General features: G+C 72.7%; 26 protein-coding genes. 16 read left to right on the top strand and 10 right to left on the bottom strand.

The genetic code is table 11. The features are described from left to right. The first annotated feature begins 64 nt into the window (after positions 1–64). From hpt to folE, 3 genes are all read left to right on the top strand, one after another. Positions 65–625: a hypoxanthine phosphoribosyltransferase gene (hpt, locus tag ACZ404_RS34635; protein WP_003999117.1), complete on the top strand. Its 561-nt coding sequence runs from the start codon at positions 65–67 to the stop codon at positions 623–625. Positions 626–820: 195 nt separating this feature from the next. Next, positions 821–2,860 carry an ATP-dependent zinc metalloprotease FtsH gene (gene ftsH / locus ACZ404_RS34630; protein WP_468446958.1) on the top strand — a complete coding sequence of 680 codons (2,040 nt, stop codon included), beginning with the start codon at positions 821–823 and terminating at the stop codon, positions 2,858–2,860. Between the two features lie 134 nt (positions 2,861–2,994). Beyond that, complete coding sequence (gene folE / locus ACZ404_RS34625; RefSeq protein ID WP_468446956.1) at positions 2,995–3,600, top strand: GTP cyclohydrolase I FolE; 606 nt, start codon at positions 2,995–2,997, stop codon at positions 3,598–3,600. A 22-nt stretch (positions 3,601–3,622) separates the two neighbouring features. Here folE and ACZ404_RS34620 read toward each other — a convergent pair whose 3' ends face one another. From ACZ404_RS34620 to ACZ404_RS34595, 6 genes are all read right to left on the bottom strand, one after another. After that, on the bottom strand, positions 3,623–4,111 hold the full coding sequence (locus ACZ404_RS34620; RefSeq protein ID WP_468446954.1) for a DUF3180 domain-containing protein: 489 nt from the start codon (positions 4,109–4,111) through the stop codon (positions 3,623–3,625). Positions 4,112–4,169: 58 nt separating this feature from the next. Then, positions 4,170–4,781, bottom strand: coding sequence for a 2-amino-4-hydroxy-6-hydroxymethyldihydropteridine diphosphokinase (gene folK, locus ACZ404_RS34615; protein WP_468446952.1), 612 nt, complete (start codon positions 4,779–4,781; stop codon positions 4,170–4,172). Further along, entirely contained in the window at positions 4,778–5,137 is a 360-nt protein-coding gene (folB, locus tag ACZ404_RS34610) for a dihydroneopterin aldolase (RefSeq protein ID WP_199211435.1), read from the bottom strand. Before folB ends, folK begins: the two co-directional genes overlap by 4 nt. Before the next feature lie 249 nt (positions 5,138–5,386). Next, positions 5,387–5,926: a nuclear transport factor 2 family protein gene (locus ACZ404_RS34605; protein ID WP_468446950.1), complete on the bottom strand. Its 540-nt coding sequence runs from the start codon at positions 5,924–5,926 to the stop codon at positions 5,387–5,389. Continuing rightward, positions 5,923–6,825: a dihydropteroate synthase gene (gene folP, locus ACZ404_RS34600; RefSeq protein WP_468446948.1), complete on the bottom strand. Its 903-nt coding sequence runs from the start codon at positions 6,823–6,825 to the stop codon at positions 5,923–5,925. The genes ACZ404_RS34605 and folP overlap by 4 nt, the downstream gene beginning before the upstream one ends. A gap of 137 nt (positions 6,826–6,962) precedes the next feature. Beyond that, complete coding sequence (locus ACZ404_RS34595) at positions 6,963–8,777, bottom strand: phosphatidylglycerol lysyltransferase domain-containing protein (RefSeq protein WP_468446946.1); 1,815 nt, start codon at positions 8,775–8,777, stop codon at positions 6,963–6,965. A gap of 232 nt (positions 8,778–9,009) precedes the next feature. On the opposite strand from ACZ404_RS34595, the gene ACZ404_RS34590 reads away from it, so the two are divergent. After that, positions 9,010–10,137, top strand: coding sequence for an alpha/beta hydrolase (locus ACZ404_RS34590; protein ID WP_468446944.1), 1,128 nt, complete (start codon positions 9,010–9,012; stop codon positions 10,135–10,137). Between the two features lie 110 nt (positions 10,138–10,247). Next, entirely contained in the window at positions 10,248–11,612 is a 1,365-nt protein-coding gene (locus tag ACZ404_RS34585) for a hypothetical protein (protein ID WP_468446942.1), read from the top strand. A 140-nt stretch (positions 11,613–11,752) separates the two neighbouring features. Here ACZ404_RS34585 and ACZ404_RS34580 read toward each other — a convergent pair whose 3' ends face one another. Together ACZ404_RS34580 and ACZ404_RS34575 are read right to left on the bottom strand one after the other, a co-directional pair. Next, positions 11,753–13,078: a PH domain-containing protein gene (locus ACZ404_RS34580; RefSeq protein WP_468447039.1), complete on the bottom strand. Its 1,326-nt coding sequence runs from the start codon at positions 13,076–13,078 to the stop codon at positions 11,753–11,755. Positions 13,079–13,122: 44 nt separating this feature from the next. Continuing rightward, a complete protein-coding gene (locus ACZ404_RS34575) occupies positions 13,123–13,626 on the bottom strand; it encodes a PH domain-containing protein (protein WP_468446940.1) in 504 nt (167 codons plus the stop codon). Between the two features lie 31 nt (positions 13,627–13,657). Between ACZ404_RS34575 and ACZ404_RS34570 the strand changes: the two genes are divergently transcribed. Then, the gene (locus ACZ404_RS34570; protein WP_468446938.1) at positions 13,658–14,809 is read left to right on the top strand and encodes an NADH-quinone oxidoreductase subunit D; all 1,152 of its coding nucleotides are present in this window, start codon (positions 13,658–13,660) and stop codon (positions 14,807–14,809) included. Positions 14,810–14,837: 28 nt separating this feature from the next. On the opposite strand, the gene ACZ404_RS34565 is transcribed toward ACZ404_RS34570, so the two are convergent. Further along, positions 14,838–15,905 (bottom strand): SAM-dependent methyltransferase, encoded by a 1,068-nt coding sequence (locus ACZ404_RS34565; RefSeq protein WP_468446937.1) that lies wholly within the window; start codon positions 15,903–15,905, stop codon positions 14,838–14,840. A gap of 118 nt (positions 15,906–16,023) precedes the next feature. Between ACZ404_RS34565 and ACZ404_RS34560 the strand changes: the two genes are divergently transcribed. Further along, a complete protein-coding gene (locus ACZ404_RS34560; protein ID WP_468446935.1) occupies positions 16,024–17,229 on the top strand; it encodes a sensor histidine kinase in 1,206 nt (401 codons plus the stop codon). A 94-nt stretch (positions 17,230–17,323) separates the two neighbouring features. Beyond that, positions 17,324–17,995, top strand: a complete 672-nt coding sequence (locus ACZ404_RS34555; protein WP_468446933.1) for a response regulator transcription factor — start codon at positions 17,324–17,326, stop codon at positions 17,993–17,995. A gap of 28 nt (positions 17,996–18,023) precedes the next feature. On the opposite strand, the gene ACZ404_RS34550 is transcribed toward ACZ404_RS34555, so the two are convergent. Next, positions 18,024–19,202: a threonine aldolase family protein gene (locus tag ACZ404_RS34550; RefSeq protein ID WP_468446931.1), complete on the bottom strand. Its 1,179-nt coding sequence runs from the start codon at positions 19,200–19,202 to the stop codon at positions 18,024–18,026. A gap of 172 nt (positions 19,203–19,374) precedes the next feature. Between ACZ404_RS34550 and ACZ404_RS34545 the strand changes: the two genes are divergently transcribed. The 8 genes from ACZ404_RS34545 to ACZ404_RS34510 all read left to right on the top strand — a co-directional run bounded on the left by ACZ404_RS34545 (position 19,375) and on the right by ACZ404_RS34510 (position 26,639). After that, complete coding sequence (locus tag ACZ404_RS34545) at positions 19,375–20,337, top strand: Rossmann-like and DUF2520 domain-containing protein (protein WP_468446929.1); 963 nt, start codon at positions 19,375–19,377, stop codon at positions 20,335–20,337. Further along, complete coding sequence (panC, locus tag ACZ404_RS34540) at positions 20,337–21,338, top strand: pantoate--beta-alanine ligase (protein WP_468446927.1); 1,002 nt, start codon at positions 20,337–20,339, stop codon at positions 21,336–21,338. The genes ACZ404_RS34545 and panC overlap by 1 nt, the downstream gene beginning before the upstream one ends. Next, positions 21,335–23,032: an L-aspartate oxidase gene (locus tag ACZ404_RS34535; RefSeq protein ID WP_468446926.1), complete on the top strand. Its 1,698-nt coding sequence runs from the start codon at positions 21,335–21,337 to the stop codon at positions 23,030–23,032. The genes panC and ACZ404_RS34535 overlap by 4 nt, the downstream gene beginning before the upstream one ends. A 28-nt stretch (positions 23,033–23,060) precedes the next feature. Further along, positions 23,061–24,038, top strand: a complete 978-nt coding sequence (gene nadC, locus ACZ404_RS34530; RefSeq protein ID WP_468446924.1) for a carboxylating nicotinate-nucleotide diphosphorylase — start codon at positions 23,061–23,063, stop codon at positions 24,036–24,038. 5 nt (positions 24,039–24,043) lie between these two features. After that, positions 24,044–24,841, top strand: coding sequence for a type III pantothenate kinase (locus tag ACZ404_RS34525; protein ID WP_468446922.1), 798 nt, complete (start codon positions 24,044–24,046; stop codon positions 24,839–24,841). A gap of 223 nt (positions 24,842–25,064) precedes the next feature. Next, complete coding sequence (locus ACZ404_RS34520) at positions 25,065–25,748, top strand: hypothetical protein (protein ID WP_468447037.1); 684 nt, start codon at positions 25,065–25,067, stop codon at positions 25,746–25,748. A gap of 43 nt (positions 25,749–25,791) precedes the next feature. Continuing rightward, positions 25,792–25,971, top strand: a complete 180-nt coding sequence (locus ACZ404_RS34515; RefSeq protein ID WP_468446920.1) for a hypothetical protein — start codon at positions 25,792–25,794, stop codon at positions 25,969–25,971. 164 nt (positions 25,972–26,135) lie between these two features. Continuing rightward, positions 26,136–26,639, top strand: a complete 504-nt coding sequence (locus tag ACZ404_RS34510; RefSeq protein WP_468447035.1) for a BlaI/MecI/CopY family transcriptional regulator — start codon at positions 26,136–26,138, stop codon at positions 26,637–26,639. Positions 26,640–26,647 lie beyond the last annotated feature (8 nt).

Genomic DNA, 26,647 nt, shown 5'->3' with positions numbered 1-26,647 from the left:
TCCGGCGGGCCCGAGCCGGCCGGAGGCCGTACCAGCGGCCGTAAGTGCGGGACGACCGAAAGTGATGCGGGTGGACGCGAAAGACATGGGTGCCGACCTCAAGCAGGTACTCATCACCAAGGAAGAGATCGACGCGAAGCTGGCCGAGCTGGCCGCGAAGATCGACGCGGAGTACGCGGGCAAGGACCTGCTCATCGTCGGTGTCCTCAAGGGCGCCGTGATGGTCATGGCGGACCTCGCCCGGGCGCTGTCCACCCCCGTCACCATGGACTGGATGGCCGTGTCCTCCTACGGCGCGGGCACCCAGTCCTCCGGTGTCGTCCGCATCCTCAAGGACCTCGACACCGACATCAAGGGCAAGCACGTCCTGATCGTCGAGGACATCATCGACTCCGGCCTGACCCTGTCCTGGCTGATCAACAACCTCGGCTCGCGCGAGCCCGCCTCCCTCAAGGTGTGCACGCTGCTGCGCAAGCCCGACGCCGCCAAGGTCGCCATCGACGTCGAGTGGGTCGGATTCGACATCCCCAACGAGTTCGTCGTCGGCTACGGCCTCGACTACGCCGAGAAGTACCGAAACCTGCCGTTCGTCGGTACGCTCGCGCCTCACGTCTACGGCGGCTGAGCCAACAGGGCGAGCCCTTGTAAGACGATCGGGAACCCCAGCGGGTTTCTCCGCGTTGGAGCATGCAGAGACGGGATTGCCTGCCGTCCGTGCCGCTCCGTGCGGCTTCGGGCAACAATGCTGGGGTACCGTCAGAAGAACTGTCTTATCAAACTCACTATGGCAGGAGGGACGGGGCGGCACCGCTCCGTATGGATGGACGTGAAGCGATACTTCCGTGGGCCGGTCATGTGGATCGTGCTGGCCGTCCTTGCCGTGGTCGTGTTGATGCAGGTCGTCGGCTCGTCCGGCGGCTACAAGACGGTGGACACCGGCCAGGTCGTTGCGGCGATCAACGAGAACAAGGTCCAGTCGGCCAAGCTCACCACCGGTGACGAGCAGACCGTCAAGGTCACGCTCAAGGACGGTCAGAAGGTCGACGGCAGCTCGAAGATCCAGGCGAGCTACATCGGCGACCAGGGCGTGACCATCGCCGGCACGCTGCAGACCAAGTTCCAGGACAAGCAGATTCCGGACGGCTACACGGTCTCGCCGTCCAAGCAGAACCCGTTCGTCGGCGTCCTGCTCTCCCTGCTGCCCTTCGTCCTCATCGTGGTCGTCTTCCTGTTCCTGATGAACCAGATGCAGGGCGGCGGCTCCCGGGTGATGAACTTCGGCAAGTCGAAGGCCAAGCTCATCACCAAGGACACCCCGAAGACGACCTTCTCCGACGTCGCCGGCTGCGACGAGGCCGTCGAGGAACTCCACGAGATCAAGGAGTTCCTGCAGGAACCGGCCAAGTTCCAGGCCGTCGGCGCCAAGATCCCCAAGGGCGTGCTCCTCTACGGCCGCCCCGGCACCGGCAAGACGCTCCTCGCGCGCGCCGTCGCCGGCGAGGCCGGAGTGCCCTTCTACTCGATCTCCGGTTCCGACTTCGTCGAGATGTTCGTCGGTGTCGGTGCCTCCCGTGTCCGCGACCTCTTCGAGCAGGCCAAGGCGAACGCCCCGGCGATCGTCTTCGTCGACGAGATCGACGCGGTCGGCCGCCACCGCGGCGCCGGCCTCGGCGGCGGTCACGACGAGCGCGAGCAGACCCTGAACCAGCTCCTCGTCGAGATGGACGGCTTCGACGTCAAGGGCGGTGTGATTCTCATCGCTGCGACGAACCGGCCCGACATCCTCGACCCGGCCCTCCTGCGCCCCGGCCGCTTCGACCGCCAGATCGCGGTCGACCCGCCGGACCTGCAGGGCCGCCTGGAGATCCTCAAGGTCCACCAGAAGGGCAAGCCCGTCGCCCACGACGTCGACCTCGCCGCCGTCGCCCGCCGCACCCCCGGCATGACGGGTGCCGACCTGGCGAACGTGCTCAACGAGGCAGCGCTGCTCACCGCCCGCGGTGACCAGAAGCTGATCGACAACAGGGCGCTGGACGAGGCGATCGACCGCGTGGTCGCGGGCCCGCAGAAGCGGACCCGGATCATGTCGGACAAGGAGAAGAAGATCACCGCGTACCACGAGGGCGGCCACGCTCTGGTCGCGGCGGCCTCGCCGAACTCCGACCCGGTCCACAAGATCACGATCCTGTCCCGCGGCCGCGCCCTCGGCTACACGATGGTCCTGCCCGACGAGGACAAGTACTCGACCACGCGCAACGAGATGCTCGACCAGCTCGCATACATGCTGGGCGGCCGCGCGGCCGAGGAACTGGTCTTCCACGACCCGACCACCGGCGCCGCGAACGACATCGAGAAGGCCACCAACCTGGCCCGCGCGATGGTCACGCAGTACGGCATGACCGAGCGGCTCGGCGCCATCAAGTTCGGCGGCGACAACAGCGAGCCGTTCCTCGGACGTGAGATGGCTCACCAGCGCGACTACTCGGAAGAGGTCGCCGCGCTGGTCGACGAAGAGGTCAAGAAGCTCATCGAGACGGCGCACAACGAGGCCTGGGAGATCCTGGTCGAGAACCGCGACGTCCTCGACAACCTCGTCCTGCAGCTGCTGGAGAAGGAGACCCTGGGCAAGGAGGAGATCGCCGAGATCTTCGCCCCCATCGTCAAGCGCCCGCCCCGGCCCGCCTGGACCGGCTCCTCCCGCCGCACCCCGTCCACCCGCCCGCCGGTGCTCTCCCCGAAGGAGCTGGCACTGACCAACGGCGCGAACGGTGCGACGGCGGCGATCAGCACGGCCAAGTCCACGGCCGCGGAGTCGGCCCCGGTCACGGAACAGACCCCGGAGGACCGCTCCGAGAGCTGACCGTTTCCGGCCGACAAGGCCCGGAATGATTGCCGCGCCCCCCAGGTTCTAGCCTGGGGGGCGCGGCATTTTCATATGCCCGCGGAAGAGAGCACGTGGCCCCACGCGTGGCAGGTACAGGAACGAGGAACCAGATGACCGACCCGGTGACGCTGGACGGCGAGGGCACCATCGGCGAGTTCGACGAGAAGCGCGCCGAGAACGCGGTACGGGAGCTGCTGATCGCGGTCGGCGAGGACCCGGACCGCGAGGGCCTGCGCGAGACGCCGGCACGGGTGGCCCGGGCGTACAGGGAGATCTTCGCGGGTCTGTGGCAGGCGCCGGAGGACGTCCTGACGACGACGTTCGACCTGGGGCACGACGAGATGGTGCTCGTGAAGGACATCGAGGTGTACTCGACCTGCGAGCACCACCTGGTGCCTTTCAGGGGGGTTGCCCACGTCGGATACATTCCGTCCGTTTCCGGCAAAATTACCGGGCTGTCCAAGCTTGCCCGTCTCGTGGACGTCTACGCCCGCCGCCCCCAGGTGCAGGAGCGCATGACGACGCAGATAGCGGACTCCCTGATGGAGATTCTCGAGCCCCGCGGCGTGATCGTCGTCGTGGAGTGCGAACACATGTGCATGTCGATGCGCGGCATCCGTAAGCCGGGCGCGAAGACCATCACCTCGGCCGTGCGTGGTCAGCTGCGGGACGCGGCGACGCGGAACGAGGCGATGAGCCTCATCATGGCGAGCTGAACGCCCCTCGCGGAGCCGGTGGTCAGGCCACCGGCTCCGCGCCCGGGTGGTTCTGGTCGTCGTCCTCGGGGAGTTTGCAGACCCGTTCCAGGAACAGGGCCGCCGCTATCACGGCGATGCCGGCGACGACGGAGAAGCCCGCGTAGAAGGCCTGGTCCCGGCGGTTGGGGATGTCGAGGAGTTCCAGGAGGAAGACGCCCGTGCCGCCGTACATGCCGGCGACCAGGGCGGCCACCAGGGCGCTGGCCTGGCCGAAGACGACCGCGCGGGCGGCCATCAGGGGGTCGACGCCCTTGGCGCCGGGGCGGCGCTCGCGCTGGGCCCTGAGGCGGGCGCGCAGTGAGAGCGCCGTGGCGAGGAGCACCACGGCGATCAGGGCGAGGACGACGGGGGCGGCCAGGGGGACGCTGGGGAGCGTCCCGATCGAGTTCCAGAGGCGGGCGCCCGCCCAGGACAGGATTCCGGCCACGACGAACACGCCGACCAGCACCCTGATGCGCAGCTGTTTCACGGTGTCCCTTCAGCTCCCCCGGACCGCTCCCGGACTGTGCTCGTGTTGACCTTAACGGCTACTCGGGCAGTCGGAGTTCCAGGTCCGTGCGGGCTTCGACGCCGTCGCGGGTGAGGGCCGACAGCAGGTCGGCGACCGTGCCGTGCCCGGGCAGCTGGGCCTGCGGGTCGACGTCGTGCCAGGGGGCGAGCACGAAGGCGCGTTCGTGGGCGCGCGGGTGGGGGAGGGTCAGGTGCGGGTCGTCGGAGGTGACGCCGGCGTAGGCGACGATGTCGACGTCCAGGGTGCGCGGTCCCCAGCGCTCGTCGCGGACCCGGTTGAAGGCCTCCTCGATGGCGTGCGCGCGCTCCAGGAGGGAGGACGGGGGCAGGGTCGTCTTCAGGGCGATCACCGCGTTGAAGTACGACGGCTGGCTGCCCGGCTCGACGCCCCACGGCTCCGTCTCGTACACCGGCGAGACGGCCTTCACGCGGACACCGGGGGTGTCCTCGAGGGCGTCGACGGCCCCCTGGAGGGTCTCCAGGCGGTTGCCGAGGTTGGAGCCGATGGAGATGACGGCCCACTTGGGGTTGCTGAGCGTCGTGTCGGCGGCGTCGACCTGCTCGACGACGGAGGCGGGCACCGGCTGGACGGTCGGGTCGCTCTGACCCTGGAGGAACGGTCGGGTCATACTCGGCTCCGGGTGATGGTGACGGTCACGTCGTCGAAGGGGACGGTGATCGGCGCGTCCGGTTTGTGGACGCAGACCTCGACCTCCTGGACCCCTTCGTGCTTCAGGCAGGTCTGGGCGATGCGCTCGGCGAGCGTCTCGATGAGGTTCACCGGCTCGCCCTCGACCACGGCCACGACCTCCTCGGCCACGATGCCGTAGTGCACGGTCTTCGTCAGGTCGTCGTCGGCCGCGGCCGGCCGGGTGTCCAGCCCCAGGACGAGGTCGACGAGGAAGGTCTGGCCCTCCTCGCGCTCCTTGGGGAACACTCCGTGGTGCCCGCGGGCCTTCAGGCCGCGCAGCGCGACACGATCCACGCGAATCACTCCTGCAATCGTCGGGAACGGCCGGTCGGTGACGCGTGCGGGCGGCACACCGGCCTCAGACGAATCTACCTGCGGGCACGGACAAGGCCGGGCCGCGGTGGCGCGCATCCGGGGCGGGTCCCGCAGGGTTCACCCGGTGTTCCCCCTGGGGAAACCCTCCCGGGCCAGGGGTGGGAAGCGGCACCTGCCCCGGGGCTCGTGATTCCGACCACTTCTTGGTCCCGGTGGATGTATGCCCGCTCAGGCGAGGGGGTCGCCGTCCGGATCCACCCCGTTGATCCCTCCTGACCCGTTTTCTTCCTCTTCGTCGGTTTCCGTCAGAACGGGGGAGGCGTGGTGCGACCAGAGTTTCCAGCCGGTCGGGGTGCGGCGGAAGACGTTGGTGGCGACGACGAGCTGGCCGACCAGGGGACCGAGCTCCTCCCCCTCCTCCGGGGCGGGTCCGCCGCTGAGGATGTTCTCGGTGCAGGTGACGAGGGCGGTGTCGCCGGTGACGGAGACGTGCACGTCGGTCAGGAAGAACTGGATGTAGTCGGTGTTCGCCATGATCAGCGCGTACGACCGCAGGACCTCGCCGCGGCCGGTGAGCACCGGCCAGCCGGGGTGGACGCAGGAGATCACGCCGGTGTCGGCCGGGTCGTGGTACTCCTCGTCGACGCCCAGGTCGGAGGGCGCGAGCCAGACGGAGGAGAGCTCCTCGAAGTCACCGCGCTCCATCGCCTCGTAGAAGGCCGTGTTGGCGGCCTCCACCTGCTCGACATCCGTGTGGGGGGCGCTCACCGCGCTCCTTCCGCGCTGGTCGTCCGCCCTGTCGCGGCGGTCCGCGCCCCTTCCACGGCGCGTGCGACCTGAACGGCGTCCGCCGTGGCGCGCACCTCGTGGACGCGCACGGCCCATGCGCCGGCGTGCGCGGCGAGCGCGGAGACGGCGGCGGTGGCGGCGTCGCGCTCCCTGGCCGGCGGGGGCGCGCCCTCGGGTCCGGCGAGGACCCGGCCGAGGAACCGCTTGCGGGAGGCGGCGACGAGCAGGGGGTGGCCCAGGGCGTGCAGGCGGTCGAGGTGGGCGAGCAGGGCGAGGTCGTGCTCGGCCTCCTTGGAGAAGCCGAGGCCGGGGTCGACGACGATGCGGTCGGGGGCGACGCCGCCCGCCAGGACGGCTTCCACACGCGCGTGCAGCTCGTCCACGACCTCGGTGACGACGTCCTCGTAGACGCCGTGGACGTTGCCGCCCTGGAGGAAGCCGCGCCAGTGCATGACGACGAAGGGGGCGCCCGTCGCGGCGACCACGGGAATCATGTCGGGGTCGGCGAGGCCGCCGCTGACGTCGTTGACGAGGGCCGCGCCGGCCGCGAGGGCCTGCTCGGCGACGGAGGCGCGGACGGTGTCGACGGAGACGACGACGCCCTCGGAGGTGAGGCCGCGGACGACGGGGATGACGCGGCGCAGTTCCTCGGCCTCGTCGACCCGGATGGCGCCGGGGCGGGTGGACTCGCCGCCGACGTCGACCAGGTCCGCGCCCTCGGCGACCAGCTCGAGGCCGTGCTTGACGGCGGCGGTGGTGTCGAACCAGCGGCCGCCGTCGGAGAAGGAATCGGGGGTCACGTTGACGACGCCCATGACCGCGCACCGGTCCCATGCCGGAAGACCCGCCACCTGGCCGCGCCCGCTGAGGTTGTTCATACGTTCAGCGTAGGCCCAGGGCGGGTCACCCCACGTGCCACGGCCCGGGCGGGAGCCACCGTACTGAGGGGGAGGGTTCCCAACCGGACCGCCGGGTCGTGACGGGACCGCCGGGACGACGTCGGGCGGGTGCGTGGTCAGGCCGCTCTGACGTCGCGTTCTGCCATCGCGTGGGCGCAGGGGCGCCGGGTCGACGCGCGGTGCCGGCGCAGGAAGCGCGGCAGCGGGAGGGCGAGGGTGACGAAGCCCTCGGCCTGCATGGCGGCGAAGCCGATGCGGGGCAGGTCGGCAGAGGCGCGGTAGACGACGAAGCGGGGTTCCCAGCGCGGCTGGAACTTGGCGTTGAACTTGTACAGCGACTCGATCTGGAACCAGCGGGAGAGGAACACCAGCAGCCCGCGCCAGGCACGCAGCACCGGACCGGCGCCGATCTTCTCCCCGCGCGCGAGGGCGGAGCGGAACATCGCGAAGTTCAGCGAGATCCGGGTGATGCCGAACTTGGGTGCGGCCTGCAGGGCGGCGACGATGAGCAGCTCGTTCATGCCTGGGTCGGCACTGCGGTCGCGCCGCATCAGGTCCAGGGAGGCGCCGTCCGTGCCCCAGGGCACGAAGTGCAGGATCGCCTTCAGATCGCCGTACTCCCCGGCGGCCTCGTCCGCCTTGTGCGCGGTGGCGATCAGGCAGTCGCCGTCGGCGGCGTCGCCGATGCGGCCGAGCGCCATGGAGAAGCCGCGTTCGGTGTCGGTGCCGCGCCAGTCCTCTGCGGCCCGGCGGATGCGCTCCAGTTCGGCGTCGCCGAGGTCACGGATGCGCCGTACCCGCGTTTCGTAGCCGGCCCGCTCGATGCGCTTGACCATCTGGCGCACGTTGCGCATCGCGCGTCCGGCGAGCGAGAAATCCGCCACGTCCACCACCGCTTCGTCGCCCAGCTCGAGGGCGTCGAGGCCGGTCTCGCGGGTCCACACCTCACCGCCGGTCTCCGAACAGCCCATGACGGCAGGGGTCCAGGAGTGCGCCTTGGCCTCGTCCATGAACCGCTCGATGGCGCCGGGCCAGGCCTCGACGTCGCCGATCGGGTCGCCGCTGGCGAGCATGACGCCGGAGACGACGCGGTAGGTGACCGCCGCCTTGCCGCTGGGGGAGAAGACGACCGCCTTGTCGCGGCGCAGCGCGAAGTGGCCGAGGGAGTCGCGGCGGCCGTGCTTGTCCAGCAGGGCGCGCAGCCGGGCCTCGTCCTCCTCGGTGAGGCGGGCGGCCGGGTGTTCGGGGCGGAAGGCCAGGTAGGCGGTGGTGGCCACGGTGATCCAGCCGAGGGCACCGAGGGAGAAGGCCACCGTCCAGGAGGTGTTGCCGGCGTAGTCCACGGGGCCTTCGAAGCCGAACAGGCCGTACAGGACATGGGTCAGCCGGTCGGCCAGGCTGGGGTCGCCGATGGTGCGGTCCGGGTGGACGCTGACGATGACCAGGCCGAGCGCGAGGGAACCGGCGCTCATGAGGACGAAGTTGGCGAGGGCCCGCCAGCGGCTGCGCGGGTCGGGCAGGGCGGCGAACTCGTCGCGGTGGCGCAGCAGCGGTACCAGGAGGGCCACCGAGATCAGCATGCCGACGATCGAGTGCCGGTAGACGAACTGGGCGACCGCACCGGCCGGCAGCAGCGCGACGGCGGCGCGCCACGCACGGCGCTTGCGCCGTTTGAGCCCGTGCGCGAGCAGCAGCAACAGCACGCCGGCGCTGAGCGAGAGCGCCGCGGCGAAGGGTCCGAAGGAGCCGGGCAGCACCTCGGCCATGGCGTGCATCCGGCTGTGACGGAAGCGCGGGAACACGCCCGCGGCAATGTCCAGAACGCCCACGAGGGCACACGCCCTGGCGACCAGAGCGGGTGCGGCCTCGGGGCGCGGGCCGCGCAGTATGCGCCGCGCCCGGCTTGATCGGCTCGGAACCCCGCCCGACATTTCCCCATCTATCCTGACAGACATCGCATCCCGTAGTTCTGCGAGAGACCTTGAATCCGGTGCCGATCGGGGCATCCGGCGACATTGCGCCCTCTAGGACGGTGTCTCCGGGAGAGAGGTTCACTCTCCTCCGGAAAGTCGGGTCAAAGGCCAAGGAAAGCCCCGGGCAAGTCCTCGCAACGGTGCGTGGGCGGCCAGAGGCGGAAGCGGAAAGCGCAGGCAGGAAACAGCCATGGGTCTCACGAGCAACAAAGTGCTGGTGCTGGCGATCGTGTGCGCCGCGGCGCTGTTCGTCGCCACGGTGTGGCTGTGGCCGCGGCTCGCGCCGCGGAACTGGCGTGCCGTCAGCGGCCGGATCGGCCTGCTCCTTGCCACGCAGCTCGCCCTCTTCGCCTCCCTGGGGGTCGCCACCAACCAGGCCTTCGGCTTCTACGCCAGCTGGGCGGACCTGTTCGGCCGGGAGACGGAACAGGGCGTGGTCGTCGACCACTCGGCCAACGGCAGTACGGGCGGCCCGCTCCAGGTGGTGTCCACCGCACAGGTGCCGGGCGCGTCCGGCTCCCGGCCGGAGACGGGCGGGCAGATCCAGAAGGTGGACATCGTGGGCCGCACGACCCACATCGCCACACCGGCGTACGTCTATCTCCCGCCCGAGTACTTCCAGCCCCAGTACCGCACGCGGACGTTCCCGGCGGCCGTCGTGCTGACCGGCTACCCCGGTACGGCGCAGGCGCTGGTCGACAAACTGCACTATCCGCGCATCGCGCAGGAGCTGGGCAAGAACGGGCGGATGCAGCCGATGATCCTGGTGATGCTGCGGCCGACCGTGGCGCCGCCGAGGGACACCGAGTGCGTGGACGTTCCGGGCGGGCCGCAGACGGAAACGTTTTTCGCGAAGGATCTGCCGGAGGCCGTGCTCGCGCACTACCGGGTGGGCAAGCGGCCGGGAAGCTGGGGCGTCGTCGGCGACTCCACGGGCGGCTACTGCGCGCTCAAGCTCGCGATGCACCACCCGAACGTCTACGCGGCGGGCGCGGGTCTGTCGCCGTACTACAAGGCGCCGATCGACCCCACGACCGGTGACCTCTTCCGTGGCGACCGGAATCTGCAGAATCGTGCAGATCTGTGGTGGATGCTCAAGCACCAGCCGGCCCCGGACACCTCTCTGCTGGTCACCAGCAGCAGGATCGGCGAGCACAACTACCCGGACACACTGCGGTTCATACAGCGTGTGCAGGCCACCAATCTGACCCGGATCTCGTCGATCATCCTCGACAGCGGTGGCCACAACTTCAACACCTGGCGGCGGGAGATCCCGGCGACGCTGCAGTGGCTCAGCGGCCGGCTCAGCGACCGCTGAGCCGCCGGGGGCCGTCCGAGACCGCCTGATGCGCTGTGAAGCCTTCGGTGTGGCCGTGTTTTTGCGGGGCGGGGGTCCACGATCCGCCTACGCGCGGTAAGTTTCTGGCCATGCCACGTGGACGCCACCGCCATTCCCCACCTCTGCACCGGCTGTTGCCTCCCTCGGCGATCGCCGGGGTCTCCGTCGTCTGCGCGCTGGGGCCCTGGGTGTTCTCCGAGGCCACGGTGTTGCGCACGCTCGCCGCGGCCGCCGCGGCGACGGCGGTCGTCGGCGCGGTCGTGATGCGCCGCTGGGACAGCCAGGCCGGCAAGCAGGTCGCCGACCTCACGCGCGCGCGTGCCAGCGACGAGTGGCGCTACGAGGAGCGGGTCGCCGAACTGGAGACCGACCTGGAGGAGTCGCGCGAGCTGCGCACCAAGCTCGAGCAGCGGCTGCGCGCCAAGCGCGCGGAGCTGGCCGGGCTGCGCAACGAGCACGCGGCCCTGCTGCGCCGCTACGCCACCGCCGAGACCGAGCGGGCGAGCGCCCTGGAGGGGCGCCGGCTGCTGGAGATCGAGGCGACCGAGCCGTCCGGCTCCCTGGCCCTGCCGCCCGCGCGCAAGGGCGAGCCGGAGGCCGAGGTGCCGGAGGGCGCCGAGGCCGCCCGCACGGAGACCGACGACGAGCCGACGGCGTACGCGGTGTTCTCGCCCGAGGGTTCCCGGCTGTTCCTGCGGGCGGGCGCGGCGCTGGCCCGGCTCGACCCGGAGGCGCCCGCCAAGTCCGAGGCGGCGGAGCCCGCAACGGCGACGTCCGGGCCGACGGCACCCGAGCCGGCGCCGTCCGGGTCCACCGCGCCCGAGTCCACCCGGGCGGAGTCCACCGCGCCCGAGTCCACCCGGGCCGGGTCCACCGCGCCCGAGTCCACCCGGGCCGAGTCCACCGCGCCCGAGTCCTCCGCGCCCGAGTCCACTGCGACCCGGTCCGCCGTGGCCGAGCCCGCCAAAGGAGAAGGCGCCCCAGAAGGCGTGACGGCGGCTGCCGAGGCCGCCGGGACCGAGGGTTCCGCCCAGGAGGACGAGGCCCAGGGGCAGTCCGGGGCGGCCGACGGGCACGCGCGCGCGGCCGCCACCCCGACGGCACCGGCCGACTCCGCCCCGGCCCAGGGCCGGCGGCCCGCCGGGCACTTCACCGTGCCGACCGCGGTGGCCGTCGTACCCGCCGCCCCCGCGCGGCGCCCGGCGGTCGAGGGCGGGTTCGACTTCTTCGGCACCCAGAAGCAGACGTCGTCCTCCGCGCTGGAGTCCGTGCAGAACGAGGACCTCGCGGACGTCGTCGGCCAGGAGGCGCTCGCGCTGCACAAGGCGGAGACCGAGGGCCACTACAAGCCCGCCGATCCGGAGTCGCGCGGCGTCGGTCAGGTCATCGACCTGACCGCGCACGACGAGACCGAGCAGATCGACGTCCAGCGTCTGCGCAGCGCCGCTTCCTGACCCGCCGCCACCCGCCGTCCCCCGGCCCGCTGAGCCCGGTCCTCCCGCCAGAGGGCCGGGCTCGGTCGCGCGATGCCTGAGCGACGGCCGGTCGGTGGCCGAGCGGGAGCCGTGCGGGGGCACGGCCGGGACGGCTTCGCTCAGGCCATCCAGCGGTCCGGGCGGGCGTCCCTGCGGCCCGTCCGGGAGCGGTCCGCCTGGGCGTACAGGAGCCGCGCGGCCTCCTCGGCGTCCCGCAGACGGGCCGTGACGGTCTTTCCGGCGCCCGTGTCCACGTGCACGTCGGCGACCCGCCACCACCGCTCCCAGGGGCCTTGGGTGAGCCGTACGCTCTGCACCTTCGCGTGCGGGACCAGCGACAGCCGGCGGCGCAGCAGGCCGTGCCGGGCCGCGAACACCGCGTCGGTGACCGCCAGGCCGTGCCCCCGCCACCACACCGGTACGCACCGGCCGGCCCGACGCGGCGGCCGGGACAGCCGCGCCGGTACGGTCACCCCGGGCAGCACGCGCGCGACGACCGACTCGGCGACCGCGCGCGGGGCGACCGGCACCAGCACGGAGTTGTCGGACCCGGCCACGTCCAGCTCCACGCGCACCCAGCCGAGGCGCCGCCACAGCAGTGGCTCCAGGATCCGCACGGTCTGCACCCGCCCCGGCGGCACCGTCTCGTGCGCGCGGTCGAGCAGCCCGTGGTCGATGCGCAGCCCGTCCGGCGAGTCGGCCACCGACCAGTCGTACTCGGTGACGAACCGTCCCGCGCTGCTCGCCCCCGCCGCGCCGAGCAGGGGCAGGCCGGTGGCGAGGACCGTCCACACGCTGTGGGTGGCGAGCCACAGCAGAGGCGGAACGACGAGGGCGGCGCACAGGGAGCCCCAGGTGGCGCCCGTCAGCACCAGGGAGAGCGCGAGCTCGCGCGGGGGCACGCGCACCAGCACCTGCGCCGGTGCCTCGCCGACCTCGTGCGCCGTCTCGGGCGCGAAACCGGCGGCGCGCGCGAGCAGTTCCGCGCGCAGGGCGCGTGCTTCCCCCTCGCCCAGGAACGCCAGTTCGTCCTTCTTGTCCGCCCCTACGACGTCGATCCGCAGCTTGGCGACACCTGCCACGCGCGCGAGGAGCGGCCGGGTGACGTCGACGGCCTGGATGCGCTCGAGCCGGATGTGCGCGGTGCGCCGGAACAGCAGGCCGGTGCGGATGCGCAGTTCGGCGTCGGTGACCGCGAAGTGCGTGAACCACCAGGACAGGAAGCCGTACAGACCGGCCGCCGGGACCAGCACGCTGAGCGCGACGAGCAGCATGGTGCCGGTCAGCCGAGTCAGCTGTTCCTGCGCCGCGTCGGGGTCGTGCACGGCCCAGCCGACAAGTACGGCGACCGGCGCCCAGGCCCGCCGGAAGGGCGTGACGGGATGCAGCCGCCGCTCGGCGACGGACGGACGCGCCGGTACGTCGGCGCCCGCGGGCGCGGGTATGTCGTCGGCGCCGGGCGGCGGCGGGCCGTCGGGGCGGGGCGTCGTCACAGGCCCGCCGATCGGGCCTCACCCAGCTCGGTGAGCCGGTCGCGCAGCCGCTCCGCCTCGGCCGGGTCGAGGCCGGGAATGGTCGCGTCGGTCGCCGCGGCAGCCGTGTGCAACTGCACGCTGGCCAGCCCGAAGTACCGCTCCACGGGCCCGGAGGTGACCTCCACCAGCTGCATCCGCCCGTACGGCACCACGGTCTCCTCGCGCCACAGCACACCGCGGCTGATCAGCAGGTCGTCGGCGCGCTCGGCGTACCGCCAGGACCGCCAGTTGCGGCCCAGCAGCCGTTGGCCCCAGGCCCCCAGCGCCAGGGGGAGCAGCGCCCATGCGGCCCAGGGCGGCCCGGCGAGCAGGCCGGGCAGCAGCCCCGCCGCCAGGGCCGGCACCGCCGTCCACACCGCCAGCAGCAGCCGGCGCATCCGCAGCAGGCCGGGCGGCAGCCCCCGCCACACGGGCTCGTCCCCCGCCACCCCGGTCTCCGCCGGGCTCCCCGTTTCCATGCGCCCAGAGTACGTAGGGGAGACTGGGGCCATGACTCCTACGACGGAGACCACGGTCGGGATCGGCGGCGCCGCGGAAAGCACCGACATGGTGCTCAACATCGGCCCGCAGCATCCGTCCACGCACGGCGTGCTGCGGCTCAAGCTCGTGCTCGACGGCGAGCGCATCCTGCACGCGGAACCGGTGGTCGGCTACATGCACCGCGGCGCCGAGAAGCTCTTCGAGGCGCGCGACTACCGGCAGATCATCATGCTCGCCAACCGTCACGACTGGCTGTCGGCGTTCTCCAACGAGCTGGGTGTGGTCCTCGCCGTCGAGCGGATGCTCGGCATGGAGGTGCCCGAGCGTGCGGTGTGGACGCGCACGCTGCTCGCCGAGCTGAACCGGGTGCTCAACCACCTGATGTTCCTCGGGTCGTACCCGCTGGAGCTCGGCGGCATCACGCCCGTGTTCTACGCGTTCCGGGAGCGCGAGGTGCTCCAGAACGTGATGGAGGAGATCTCCGGCGGGCGCATGCACTACATGTTCAACCGCGTCGGCGGCCTCAAGGAGGATCTGCCGGCCGGATGGACGGCACGCGCGCGTGCCGCCGTCGCCGCCGTGCGCTCGCGCATGGACGTCTTCGACGACCTGGTGCTCGGCAACGAGATCTTCCGGGGCCGCACCCGGGGCGTGGGGACGCTCGCGCCCCGGACCGTGCACGCCTACGGCGTGAGCGGGCCCATCGCGCGCGCGTCGGGCGTCGACTTCGACCTGCGCCGCGACGAGCCCTACCTGGCCTACGGCGACCTCCAGGAGACGCTCAAGGTCGTCACCCGCTCCGAGGGCGACTGTCTCGCCCGCTTCGAGTGCCTGCTGGAGCAGACCCACAACGCACTGGACCTCGCCGACGCCTGTCTGGACCGGCTCGCCGAGCTGGCGCCGGGGCCGATCAACCAGCGGCTGCCGAAGGTGCTCAAGGCGCCCGAGGGGCACACGTACGCGTGGACCGAGAATCCGCTCGGCATCAACGGCTACTACCTGGTCAGCAAGGGCGAGAAGACCCCGTACCGGCTGAAGCTGCGCTCGGCGTCGTACAACAACATCCAGGCGCTGACCGAACTGCTGCCGGGAACGCTCGTGGCGGACATGGTGGCGATCCTCGGGTCGCTGTTCTTCGTGGTCGGGGACATCGACAAGTAGGGGCGTCGGCCGACAGGGACCTCGGCCCTCACGCGGGGAGCGGGTCCGGAATTCCAACCGGCTGGAGCAGCCAGCGGAAGTCGCCGAGGCCGCCCGGTGCGGTGAGTTCGGCGGCCTCTCCGGCGCTCGCCAGGGCGCGCACGTAGGCCGCGGGATCCGTGGAGGCCAGCGCGAGCGGGGGGCGCGCGCCGGTGATGTCCAGGGCGTGCAGGGCGTCGCGTTGCGTGAGGAGGCGCGCGGCGGGGAGTGCGTGCGCCGCTTCGGGGGGCGCGAGCGCCGTACGAGGGGCCGTGTGCGCTGCGCATGCCGCCGCGCACGCGTCCAGTGCCACATGCGCCGTGATGTCGCACGACCCGTCCGGCACGGGCGCCGTCTCGCGCCCCTCCCGGAACCCGGTGAGCGTCCCGAACGGAGGGCGGGCGCCCCTGCTGTGCGCGTAGTCCACGGCCACCGCGAGCCCCCGCTCGACCCGGCCCACCGCGGACGCCCACGCCAGGTCCCTCGGCAGCCCGATCTCCGCGCGCAGCCCCTGCTCGGCCGGCAGCGGCCACCACCGTGCCAGCCAGTCCGCGTCCGCCCCGGACACGGGCTCCCCCAGCCGCTCGGTGCCGTCCGCCGCGACGAGCACCAGCCGGGGCACGCCCGCCGGGTCCACCTCGGCGACGTCCACGGGCACGTTGTCCAGCCATTCGTTGGCGAACAGCAGCCCGGTGACCGCGTCCGGCGGCTCGCTGCGCCAGGCGATGCGCGCGTCCAGGCCCGCAGGGCGCCCGGCGCGCTCCACGGCGTACCCGCGCGCGCGTGCGGCCACGTCGGCCGGGAGCGCGGCGAGCACGCCGGTGACCAGTTCGCCGCGTCCGGCACCCATGTCGACGAAGTCCAGCTCCGACGGCCGTCCGAGCGACTCGTCGACCCGGCACAGCAGCCGGGCCACGGCCCGCGCGAACAGCGACGACGCGTGCACGGACGTACGGAAGTGGCCGGCCGGGCCCTCGGGCCGCCGGTAGAAGCCATTCGGCCCGTAGAGCGCCTCCTCGGTGGCCTCGCGCCAGCCGCGGTGCCCGCGGACGCTCCCTGTCGTCGCCTCGTCCGTCACCGGAACAGACTAGGCGCACAGATGATCACGGCATCCACCTTGCGGAGTACGCGTCCCGGGTGCGGATCGGCCCTCCGGTTGACCCCTGCACGCATCCGCTTTCCCTACGCTGGGTTACGTGCAGCGCCTCTATGACTTCCTCCGCAGGCACCCGACATGGGTCGACACCTTCTGGGCCGTCGTCCTGTTCGGGATCTCCGGCGTGAGCGTGGTGGGTCTCAGCGGGGCGCCCGGCCGTCACATGTCGCTCGGCGCGGGGCTGGCGGTGTCCGGCGTCCTGTGCGTCGTCGTCGCCCTGCGCCGCCGCTTCCCGGAGCCGATGCTGCTGGTGGCGCTGGCGACGGGACTGGCCCAGCTGATCTTCGACATCGAGACCACCGCGGCCGACTTCGCCATGCTGGTGATCACCTACACGGTCGCCACGATGGGCGCGCGCTGGGCCTCCCGGCTGTCGCTCGCCACCAGCCTGGTCGCGGCGATGCTGGCCCAGGTCCGCTGGCCGGCGCTGCACACCAGCTTCCTCGGACAGGTCGCGATCACGGTGTTCCAGACGGTGCCGTTCGCGCTCGCCTGGGTCCTCGGCGACTCCATGCGCACCCGCCGCGCCTACTTCGCCCAGCTCGAGGAGCGCGCCTCCCGGCTGGAGAAGGAGCGCGAGGCGCAGTCCAAGGTCGCGGTCGCCGCCGAACGCGCCCGCATCGCGCGCGAGCTGCACGACGTCGTGGCGCACAACGTGTCGGTGATGGTGGTCCAGGCCGACGGCGCCGCCTATGTCCTCGACGCTGCCCCCGACCAGGCGAAGAAGGCGCTGGAGACGATCTCCTCCACCGGCCGGCAGGCCCTCGCCGAGATGCGCCGCCTGCTGGGCGTGCTGCGCACCGGGGAGCACCAGGAGACCGGGGAGTACGTCCCGCAGCCGGACGTCGAGCAGATCGACGACCTCGTCGAGCAGTGCCGCAGCTCCGGCCTGCCCGTCGACTTCAAGGTCGAGGGCACCCCGCGCCAGCTGCCCAGCGGGGTGGAGCTGACCGCGTACCGCATCGTGCAGGAGGCGCTGACCAACACCCGCAAGCACGGCGGCCCGGGCGCGGGCGCGAGCGTGCGGCTGGTCTACTTCGACGACGGGCTCGGCCTGCTCGTCGAGGACGACGGCAAGGGCGCCCCGCACGAGCTGTACGAGGAGGGCGGCGCCGACGGCCAGGGACACGGCCTGATCGGCATGCGCGAGCGGGTCGGCATGGTCGGCGGCACGCTGGACGCCGGGCCGCGCCCGGGCGGAGGATTCCGCATCAGCGCGCTGCTCCCGCTCAAACCGGCGCACTAGCGCCACCGCACGCCCCACCCGCGCGGGTGGCACCCGGCCGCGCAACGAAGCCGCCCCGGCAACGAAGACACGGAAGAACACGGAAGAGGACCCGATGACGATCCGCGTGATGCTCGTCGACGACCAGGTGCTGCTGCGCACCGGGTTCCGGATGGTGCTCGCCGCCCAGCCGGACATGGAGGTCGTCGCGGAGGCGGGCGACGGCGTCGAGGCCCTCCAGGTACTGCGCACCACCGCCGTCGACGTGATCCTGATGGACGTCCGCATGCCGAAGCTGGACGGTGTGGAGGCCACCCGGCGGATCTGCCAGCAGCCCGATCCGCCGAAGGTGCTGATCCTGACCACCTTCGACCTGGACGAGTACGCCTTCTCCGGGCTGAAGGCGGGCGCTTCCGGCTTCATGCTCAAGGACGTGCCGCCCGGTGACCTGCTGGCCGCCATCCGCGCCGTGCACAGCGGTGACGCGGTGGTGGCGCCCTCCACCACCCGGCGCCTGCTGGACCGGTTCGCGCCCATGCTGCCCTCGGCCGGCGCCGAACCCCAGCACAAGGAGCTGGAGCGGCTCACCGACCGGGAGCGCGAGGTGATGGTGCTGGTCGCCCAGGGGCTGTCGAACGGCGAGATCGCCGCCCGGCTGGTGCTGTCCGAGGCGACCGTGAAGACCCACGTGGGACGCATCCTGACCAAGCTGGGCCTGCGGGACCGGGTGCAGGTGGTGGTCCTGGCGTACGAGACCGGGCTGGTCAGGGCGGGCGGCCACGGCTGACCGACCGCCGCCCCGCCGCGGCTAGGGCCTAGGCGGCCCTGGGCAGGCGCCGTGCGAACTCGGCGGCCGCCTCCCGGACGTCGTCCGCCGTCCACTCCAGGCCTTCGCCGGCAACCGTGACCTCCGTGAACGCCAGGCCCGGGCCGCCCCGGTCCCATTCGTTCGGGAACAGCAGCACCGACGTCTCCTCGGCCTGCCGTACGGCCGCCTCCGCGACCACCTCGGGGTCGTGGGGCAGCCAGACCTGGAACTCGTGGGTGTGGGGCACCTCGGGGTGCACGCGCGCCCAGGGCAGGCCGGCCGCCGCGAACCCCTCGCGCAGGGCTGCGGCCACCACGCGCGCGTGGCGGACGTAGTCGGGCAGCCGGGGCAGCTCCCGCTCCAGGCCGACGAGCGCCGACAACACGGTCGGGAACTGCTGGAAGACCGTGCCGCCGTACCGGTGCCGCCAGGTCTTCGCCTCCTCGATCAGCGTCCTCGGCCCGGCGAGCGCGGCGCCGCCGAAGCCGCCGAGTGACTTGTAGAACGACACGTAGACGGAGTCCGCGAGACCCGCGATCTCCTCCAGGGGGCGGCCGAAGTGGACGGTGGACTCCCACAGGCGCGCGCCGTCGAAGTGCACCACCGCGTCCCGCTCCCGCGCCGCCTCGGTGACCGCGGTCAGCTCCTCCCAGGTGGGCAGCACATAACCGGCGTCCCGGAGGGGCAGTTCCAGCATCAGCGTGCCGAACGGCTCGGCGAGGTCGCGTATCTCCTCGGCCGTGGGCAGCCGGGGCTCGCCGGTCACCCGGACCGGGCGCAGTCCGCCGACCTGGCTCAGCGCGTGCCGTTCGTGCACCTCGGGGTGGGACAGGGCGTGCAGGGCGACCGCGCGGTTGCCGGTCCGGGCGGCCCAGCAGCGCAGCGCGACCTGCTGCGCCATCGTGCCGGTCGGGAAGAACGCCGCTGCCTCGGTGCCCAGCAGGCCCGCGACCCGCTCCTCCAGGGCTGCCACGACCCGGTCGCCGTAGATGTCGGCCCGCTCGTCCAGGTCGTGGACCTCCGGCGCGTGTTCCATGAGATGGGTCAGCCGTTCGCGCATCGTGTCGCGGAAGGCCCCGCGCCACAGCGTGCGCCGCGCCTCACGGTGGGCGGCGGCGCGCCGCTCCCGCACCGTCGGCTCCTCTGTCCGGTCGGCCTTGTCAGCCTGGTCAGGCGTATCGCTCATGCCGAGGATCATCCCGTCTCCGCTCCCCGGGGGCAGCGGAATTTCCGTGCGGCGGCGGCGTGGGGAAACCCACAGCCTGTGGACAACCGGCCGTCACCCCACCCGATAGCGTTAACATGACGAGAAATCGTCCGGTACCCAGAGCGGACTGGAACGGGAAGGCCGCCGTCGCGTGAGTACAGTCCACCAGCCAGACCTCAAGGACCGCCCCGCGCGGCTCACCGTCGGCGTCGTCGGCGCCGGCCGGGTGGGTCCCGCGCTCGCTGCGTCCCTCCAACTCGCCGGGCACCGTCCGGTGGCCGTCTCCGGGGTCTCCGACGCCTCCCGCAGGCGCGCCGAGGCGATGCTCCCGGACGTGCCGCTGGTGCCGCCCGCCGAGGTCCTCCAGCGCGCCGACCTGGTGCTGCTCACCGTCCCCGACGATGCCCTGCCCGGCCTGGTGGCCGGACTCGCCGAGACCGGCGCCGTACGGGCGGGACAGCTGCTCGTGCACACCTCCGGGCGGTACGGAGCGAAGGTGCTCGACCCCGCCCTGCGCGCGGGCGCGCTGCCGCTCGCGCTGCATCCGGCGATGACCTTCACCGGCACCCCGGTCGACGTGCAGCGCCTGGCGGGCTGCTCCTTCGGGGTCACCGCGCCCGAGGAGCTGCGGCTGGCCGCCGAGGCCCTGGTCATCGAGATGGGCGGCGAGCCCGAGTGGGTCAGCGAGGAGAACCGCCCGCTCTACCACGCGGCCCTCGCGCTCGGCGCCAACCACCTGGTGACCCTGGTCGCCCAGTCCATGGAGCTGCTGCGCGCGGCCGGCGTCGGAGCGCCCGACCGGATGCTCGGCCCGCTGCTCGGCGCCGCCCTGGACAACGCGCTGCGCTCCGGCGACGCCGCGCTGACCGGCCCGGTCGCGCGCGGGGACGCCGGCACGGTCGCCGCGCACGTCACCGAGTTGCGCAAGCACGCCCCGCAGACCGTCGCCGGCTATCTCGCGATGGCCCGCGCGACCGCCGACCGGGCCCTCGCCAGCGGACTGCTCAAGCCCGAACTCGCCGAGGACCTGCTCGGCGTCCTGGCCGACGGATCCGGCGCCGCGGGCGGCACGGGCGGCGCGAACGGGACCAACGGCACCGAGGGGAACGCCTGATGACCACCGCTCTGCTGCGCACCGCCGACGAGCTGCACGCGCGCGTGCGCCGCGGCCGCCGTGCCGTCGTGATGACCATGGGCGCCCTGCACGAGGGACACGCCACGCTGATCCGCACCGCGCGCGAGACCGCCGGCCCGGACGGCGAGGTCGTCGTCACCGTCTTCGTCAACCCGCTGCAGTTCGGCGCCGGCGAGGACCTCGACCGCTACCCGCGCACCCTCGACGCCGACCTGAAGCTCGCCGAACAGGCGGGCGCCGACGCCGTGTTCGCGCCCTCCGCGGAGGAGGTCTACCCGGGCGGCGAACCCCAGGTGCGCATCACCGCGGGTCCCATGGGCGAGCGGCTGGAGGGCGCCTCGCGCCCCGGCCACTTCGACGGCATGCTCACCGTCGTCGCCAAGCTGCTGCATCTCACCCGTCCCGACGTGGCGTTCTACGGCCAGAAGGACGCCCAGCAACTGGCCCTGATCCGGCGGATGGTCCGGGACCTGAACTTCGGCGTCGAGATCGTCGCCGTACCGACCGTGCGGGAGGAGGACGGGCTCGCCCTGTCCAGCCGCAACCGCTACCTCTCGCCCGAGGAGCGCCGCACCGCGCTCGCCCTGTCCCGCGCGCTGTTCGCGGGCCGGGACCGGCACGCCGCGCAGGAGGCGCTGCGCGCTCGGGCCCGCGAAGTGCCCTCCACACAGGCGCGTGCGGAGGCGCTGAGCGCGATAGGGGAGTCCCGCGCGGCGGCCGACGCGCACGCGGTGGCCACCGCCGCGCCCGGCGGCCCGGCGGCCGTGCGCGCCGCCGCCCGCCAGGTCCTGGACGAGGCCGCCCGGCTCGACCCGCCGCTGCACCTGGACTACCTCGCCCTCGTGGACCCCGGCGACTTCACCGAGATCGGCGACGGCTTCACCGGCGAGGCCGTCCTCGCCGTCGCCGCCCGGGTGGGCACCACCCGGCTGATCGACAACCTCCCGCTCACCTTCGGAACCTTCGGAGCCGCCTCGTGACCAGCACAGGCATACGACTGCACGCCCCTGCCCCGGGGTGGTCCATCGCCGCGGACGTGGTCGTCGTCGGCTCCGGGGTGGCCGGCCTGACCGCCGCCCTGCGCTGCGAGGCCGCGGGCCTGACGACGGTCGTCGTCACCAAGGCCCGCCTCGACGACGGCTCCACGCGCTGGGCGCAGGGCGGCATCGCCGCCGCCCTCGGCGAGGGCGACACCCCCGAACAGCACCTCGAGGACACCCTGGTGGCGGGCGCGGGCCTGTGCGACGAGGAGGCCGTACGGATCCTCGTCACCGAGGGCCCCGACGCCGTACGGCGGCTGATCTCCACCGGCGCCCACTTCGACACCGACGACGAGGGCGACATCCAGCTCACCCGCGAGGGCGGCCACCACCGGCGCCGCATCGCGCACGCGGGCGGTGACGCCACCGGCGCGGAGATCTCCCGGGCGCTCGTGGAGGCCGTACGCGCGCGCGGGCTGCGCACCATCGAGAACGCGCTGGTGCTGGACCTGCTGACGGACGCCGAGGGCCGCACGGCCGGCGTCTCCCTGCACGTGATGGGCGAGGGCCAGCACGACGGCGTGGGCGCCGTCCACGCCCCCGCGGTGGTCCTCGCCACCGGCGGCATGGGACAGGTGTTCTCCGCGACCACCAACCCCTCGGTGTCGACCGGCGACGGGGTGGCGCTGGCGCTGCGCGCGGGCGCCGAGGTCAGCGACCTGGAGTTCGTCCAGTTCCACCCGACCGTGCTGTTCCTCGGCGCGGACGCCGAGGGCCAGCAGCCGCTCGTCTCCGAGGCGGTGCGCGGCGAGGGGGCCCACCTGGTCGACGGCGACGGCGTGCGCTTCATGGTGGGGCAGCACGAGCTGGCCGAGCTGGCGCCCCGGGACATCGTCGCCAAGGGCATCACGCGGCGGATGCTGGAGCAGGACGCCGAGCACATGTTCCTCGACGCCCGGCACTTCGGCGCCGAGATGTGGGAGCACCGCTTCCCGACCATCCTCGCCGCCTGCCGCGCCAACGGCATCGACCCGGTGACCGAGCCCATCCCGATCGCCCCGGCCGCCCACTACGCCTCCGGCGGCGTACGCACCGACGCCCGGGGCCGGACGACCGTCCCCGGGCTGTACGCGTGCGGCGAGGTCGCCTGCACCGGCGTGCACGGCGCGAACCGGCTCGCCTCCAACTCCCTCCTGGAGGGCCTGGTCTACGCCGAGCGGATCGCCGCCGACATCGCCGACGCCCACGCCGGAAACGGCCTCCACGCGCGCGTGCCCGCCCCGGTGCCCCGGGCCGGCACGCCCGCGCACCCGCTGCTCGCCCCCGAGTCCCGGTTCGCCATCCAGCGGATCATGACCGAGGGCGCGGGCGTGCTGCGCTCGGCGGACTCCCTCGCGAAGGCCGCGGACCAGCTCCAGCGGCTGCACACCGAGGCCCGCGACGCGCTCGAGGAGAACGGCAAGACCGCCGAGCCCGGCGTCGACACCTGGGAGGCCACCAACCTGCTGTGCGTGGCGCGCGTCCTGGTCGCCGCCGCCCGGCTGCGCGAGGAGACCCGCGGCTGCCACTGGCGCGAGGACCACGCCGACCGCGACGACACCACCTGGCGGCGCCACATCGTCGTCACCCTCAACCCGGACCGGTCGCTGGCCGTACGCACGACCGGCACCGCCGACTTCCCCCCTACCCGGTAACACCAGCGCCCCAGGAGCAGTGACAGACGTGAGCACCGACGACCTTCCCCTCGTCCCGACCGGCGGCTGCGGCGACGGCTGCGGCTGCGGCGCCGACGGGGACGAGGAGTACCTGGAGAGCGGGCTCGACCCCGCCCTCGCCGAGCTGCTGGCCGCCGCCGGGCTCGACCCGATCGAGGTCGAGGACATCGCCAACGTCGCGATCCAGGAGGACCTGGACGGCGGCGTGGACGTGACGACCGTGGCGACCATCCCCGAGGAGGCGGTGGCCACCGGCGACTTCACCGCGCGCGAGGCCGGTGTGGTCGCCGGCCTCCGGGTCGCCGAGGCCGTGCTCTCCGTGGTCTGCACGGACGAGTTCGAGGTCGAGCGGCACGTCGAGGACGGCGACCGCGTCGAGGCCGGGCAGAAGCTGCTGTCGGTGACCACGCGCACGCGTGACCTGCTCACCGCCGAGCGCAGCGCCCTCAACATCCTGTGCCGCCTCTCCGGCATCGCGACGGCCACGCGCGCGTGGGCGGACGTCCTGGAGGGCACGAAGACGCGGGTGCGCGACACCCGCAAGACCACCCCGGGGCTGCGCTCGCTGGAGAAGTTCGCGGTGCGCTGCGGCGGGGGCGTCAACCACCGCATGTCGCTGTCCGACGCCGCCCTGGTGAAGGACAACCACGTGGTCGCCGCCGGCGGTGTCGCGCAGGCCTTCAAGGCCGTCCGGGAGGCCTTCCCGCAGGTGCCGATCGAGGTCGAGGTGGACACCCTGCACCAGCTGCGCGAGGTCGTCGACGCGGGTGCCGACCTGATCCTGCTGGACAACTTCACGCCCGGCGAGTGCGCGGAGGCCGTCGGCATCGTCGGCGGCCGGGCGCTGCTGGAGGCCTCCGGCCGGCTCACCCTCGACACCGCGCGCGCGTACGCCGACACCGGCGTGGACTTCCTGGCGGTCGGCGCCCTCACCCACTCCTCGCCGATCCTCGACATCGGCCTGGACCTGCGCGAGGCGGAGTAACGGCCATGCTGCTCACGATCGACGTCGGCAACACGCACACGGTGCTCGGCCTGTTCGACGGTGAGGACATCGTCGAGCACTGGCGCATCTCCACGGACGCGCGCCGTACCGCGGACGAGCTGGCGGTCCTGCTGCAGGGTCTGATGGGCATGCACCCGCTGCTCGGCGACGAGCTGGGCGACGGCATCGACGGGATCGCGATCTGCGCAACCGTGCCGTCCGTGCTGCACGAGCTGCGCGAGGTCACCCGGCGGTACTACGGCGACGTGCCCGCGGTGCTCGTGGAGCCCGGCGTGAAGACCGGGGTGCCGATCCAGTTCGACAACCCCAAGGAGGTCGGCGCCGACCGCATCATCAACGCGGTCGCCGCGAACGAGCTGTACGGCGGCCCGGCGATCGTCGTCGACTTCGGCACGGCGACCACGTTCGACGCGGTCTCCGCGCGCGGGGAGTACGTCGGCGGGGTCATCGCCCCCGGCATCGAGATCTCGGTGGAGGCCCTCGGGGTCAAGGCCGCGCAGCTGCGGAAGATCGAGGTGGCCCGGCCCCGCAACGTGATCGGCAAGAACACGGTCGAGGCCATGCAGTCGGGCATCGTGTACGGCTTCGCCGGCCAGGTCGACGGCGTGGTGAACCGGATGGCGCGGGAGCTGGCCGACGACCCCGACGACGTCACCGTGATCGCCACGGGGGGCCTTGCGCCGATGGTGCTCGGCGAGTCCTCGGTGATCGACGAGCACCAGCCGTGGCTGACGCTGATCGGGCTGCGCCTGGTGTACGAACGGAACGTGTCCCGGATGTGAGGGCCGGATGTGAGGGCCGGCTGGGAGGGGGCCGGTCGCGAGGGGCCGACCGTGCGGACCGGTGCCCCCTGGGCGCCGGTTCTCCGCCGTCAGGGCGTCCCGGATGACCCCGGTCGGGGGAAAGGACGAGCGACACGCAGGCATATGCCGCCCCGATCCGTCACTTTTGTCCGATTAGCGGTAGCGTCGCCGCATGCCCACGCCATACGGATCCCGCGGCGGCATGGCGTTCGGCGTGGAGGAGCTGCGTGTGCTCCGCCGCGCTCTCGCCCTCGCCCTCCACCCCGGCCGAGCGTCCGCCGAGGACGTCAAGGACTGCTTCCGCCTAGCCCAGTCCCTGGACGAGGCGATGTGCGAGGGGGCCCGCCTGCGCGCCTTCCTGGTGGCCGACCTCGGCCGGTACCGCGCCGCCCTGCCGGGCACCGCCGCCGGCTACCTGGCGCTCCTGGAGGAGGCCCTGTGTGCCGGGCACCGGCCCACGCCGGACGACCTCGCCGCGCTGCGGGCGCTGCAGGGCAACTCCCGGGCGGCCGCCCTGCTGGACCGCTGCCAGGTGCTCGCCGAGCAGGATCTGCGGGCCCGCTTCGCCCAGGGTGCCCGCAAGGTCCCCGCCCCGGCCGTACCGCCGTCCAGGGCGCCACTGAGGGCCCTTCCCGGGGCCGTGGGCGAGGTGGTGGCCGCCGAGGCCGAGGAGCCGCGGAAACCGGCGCAGAAGCCCGCTCCGAAGCCCGGGCAGTCGCCGCCGGCGCGCCCCGCGGAGCGTCCGGCCGAGCGTCCCGGCAGCGAACCGGCGGCCCCGAAGCGGCCCATCCCCACCCCGGGCGAGGTCTTCCCCCGGCGCAAGCCGCCCGCCGCGCCCGCCGACCCCTCCGAGTCGCCGGAGTCCCGCCAGCTCGCCGCCGGCTGAGCCCTTGCCCCGCGCACAGAACCCCACTGGCTACTCTGGAGCCATGGACTACGTCTCCGCGCTCGTGCCCCCGGTCGTCATGGCCGCCTTCTTCATCGGTGTGGTCAGGGTGATCGTGAAGACCCAGGGCGGCGCCGCCAAGGCCAAGGAGGACGCGGCCGTCGACGCCGCCCTCGCGCGCGCGAAGGGCGCCTCCCAGGCCTCCGCCGGCGGCGACGCCTGACCGCTGGGGCGACCGCGGGGCCACTTCTCGGCCGACCGCCCGGACTCGTGCGCCCTTTTTGTTCGCGTTCGTAGCCTAAACGCACGCTCAGCGGGCCATTGCCGGGATCTCCCACTATTGTTCTGATCGTGCCTCGACCCCTGGGAGAACTCGAAGACGCGGTCATGACGCGGGTGTGGAAGTGGAACCGCCCGGTGACCGTTCGAGAAGTCCTGGAAGACCTGCAGCAGGAACGATCCATCGCGTACACCACCGTGATGACCGTTTTGGACAATCTCCATCAGAAGGGCTGGGTGCGCCGCGAGGCCGAAGGGCGCGCCTATCGATATGAGGCCGTCTCGACCCGGGCCGCCTACGCCGCCGCACTGATGAACGACGCCTGGTCGCAGAGCGACAACCCCGCCGCCGCTCTCGTCGCCTTCTTCGGGATGATGAGCGAGGAACAGCGCCAGGCCCTGCGGGACGCCGTACGCATCGTCCAGGGACCGGAAACCGCGGAAGCCCTGGAAGCGGCGGAAGGCCGGGAAGTGCCGGAAGGCAGGGAAGCGGGGGAAGCGGGGGAAGCGGGTCGAGCCGGGGAAGGGCGGGAAGCCGCGGAAGCCCGGGAGGCGAAGCAAGCCCCGGAAGAGCAGAACCCCGGCTCGGCGGGGGACACCGCCGGGCGATAGCGTCCGCT

It is taken from the genome of Streptomyces sp. NPDC030798 (genome assembly GCF_055572275.1).
The sequence above is the reverse complement of the archived record's forward strand: the minus strand, read 5'-3'. Positions and strand labels throughout refer to the sequence as shown.

Excerpts from the sequence above, each read along its gene's own strand:
- hpt (WP_003999117.1), top strand. The coding sequence starts at position 65 with ATGCGGGTGGACGCGAAAGACATGGGTGCCGACCTCAAGCAGGTACTC.
- ftsH (WP_468446958.1), top strand. The coding sequence starts at position 821 with ATGGACGTGAAGCGATACTTCCGTGGGCCGGTCATGTGGATCGTGCTG.
- folE (WP_468446956.1), top strand. The coding sequence starts at position 2,995 with ATGACCGACCCGGTGACGCTGGACGGCGAGGGCACCATCGGCGAGTTC.
- folK (WP_468446952.1), bottom strand. The coding sequence starts at position 4,781 with ATGACCCGACCGTTCCTCCAGGGTCAGAGCGACCCGACCGTCCAGCCG.
- folP (WP_468446948.1), bottom strand. The coding sequence starts at position 6,825 with ATGAACAACCTCAGCGGGCGCGGCCAGGTGGCGGGTCTTCCGGCATGG.
- ACZ404_RS34595 (WP_468446946.1), bottom strand. The coding sequence starts at position 8,777 with ATGTCGGGCGGGGTTCCGAGCCGATCAAGCCGGGCGCGGCGCATACTG.
- ACZ404_RS34590 (WP_468446944.1), top strand. The coding sequence starts at position 9,010 with ATGGGTCTCACGAGCAACAAAGTGCTGGTGCTGGCGATCGTGTGCGCC.
- ACZ404_RS34585 (WP_468446942.1), top strand. The coding sequence starts at position 10,248 with ATGCCACGTGGACGCCACCGCCATTCCCCACCTCTGCACCGGCTGTTG.
- ACZ404_RS34575 (WP_468446940.1), bottom strand. The coding sequence starts at position 13,626 with ATGGAAACGGGGAGCCCGGCGGAGACCGGGGTGGCGGGGGACGAGCCC.
- ACZ404_RS34570 (WP_468446938.1), top strand. The coding sequence starts at position 13,658 with ATGACTCCTACGACGGAGACCACGGTCGGGATCGGCGGCGCCGCGGAA.
- ACZ404_RS34555 (WP_468446933.1), top strand. The coding sequence starts at position 17,324 with ATGACGATCCGCGTGATGCTCGTCGACGACCAGGTGCTGCTGCGCACC.
- ACZ404_RS34550 (WP_468446931.1), bottom strand. The coding sequence starts at position 19,202 with ATGAGCGATACGCCTGACCAGGCTGACAAGGCCGACCGGACAGAGGAG.
- panC (WP_468446927.1), top strand. The coding sequence starts at position 20,337 with ATGACCACCGCTCTGCTGCGCACCGCCGACGAGCTGCACGCGCGCGTG.
- ACZ404_RS34525 (WP_468446922.1), top strand. The coding sequence starts at position 24,044 with ATGCTGCTCACGATCGACGTCGGCAACACGCACACGGTGCTCGGCCTG.
- ACZ404_RS34520 (WP_468447037.1), top strand. The coding sequence starts at position 25,065 with ATGGCGTTCGGCGTGGAGGAGCTGCGTGTGCTCCGCCGCGCTCTCGCC.
- ACZ404_RS34515 (WP_468446920.1), top strand. The coding sequence starts at position 25,792 with ATGGACTACGTCTCCGCGCTCGTGCCCCCGGTCGTCATGGCCGCCTTC.
- ACZ404_RS34510 (WP_468447035.1), top strand. The coding sequence starts at position 26,136 with ATGACGCGGGTGTGGAAGTGGAACCGCCCGGTGACCGTTCGAGAAGTC.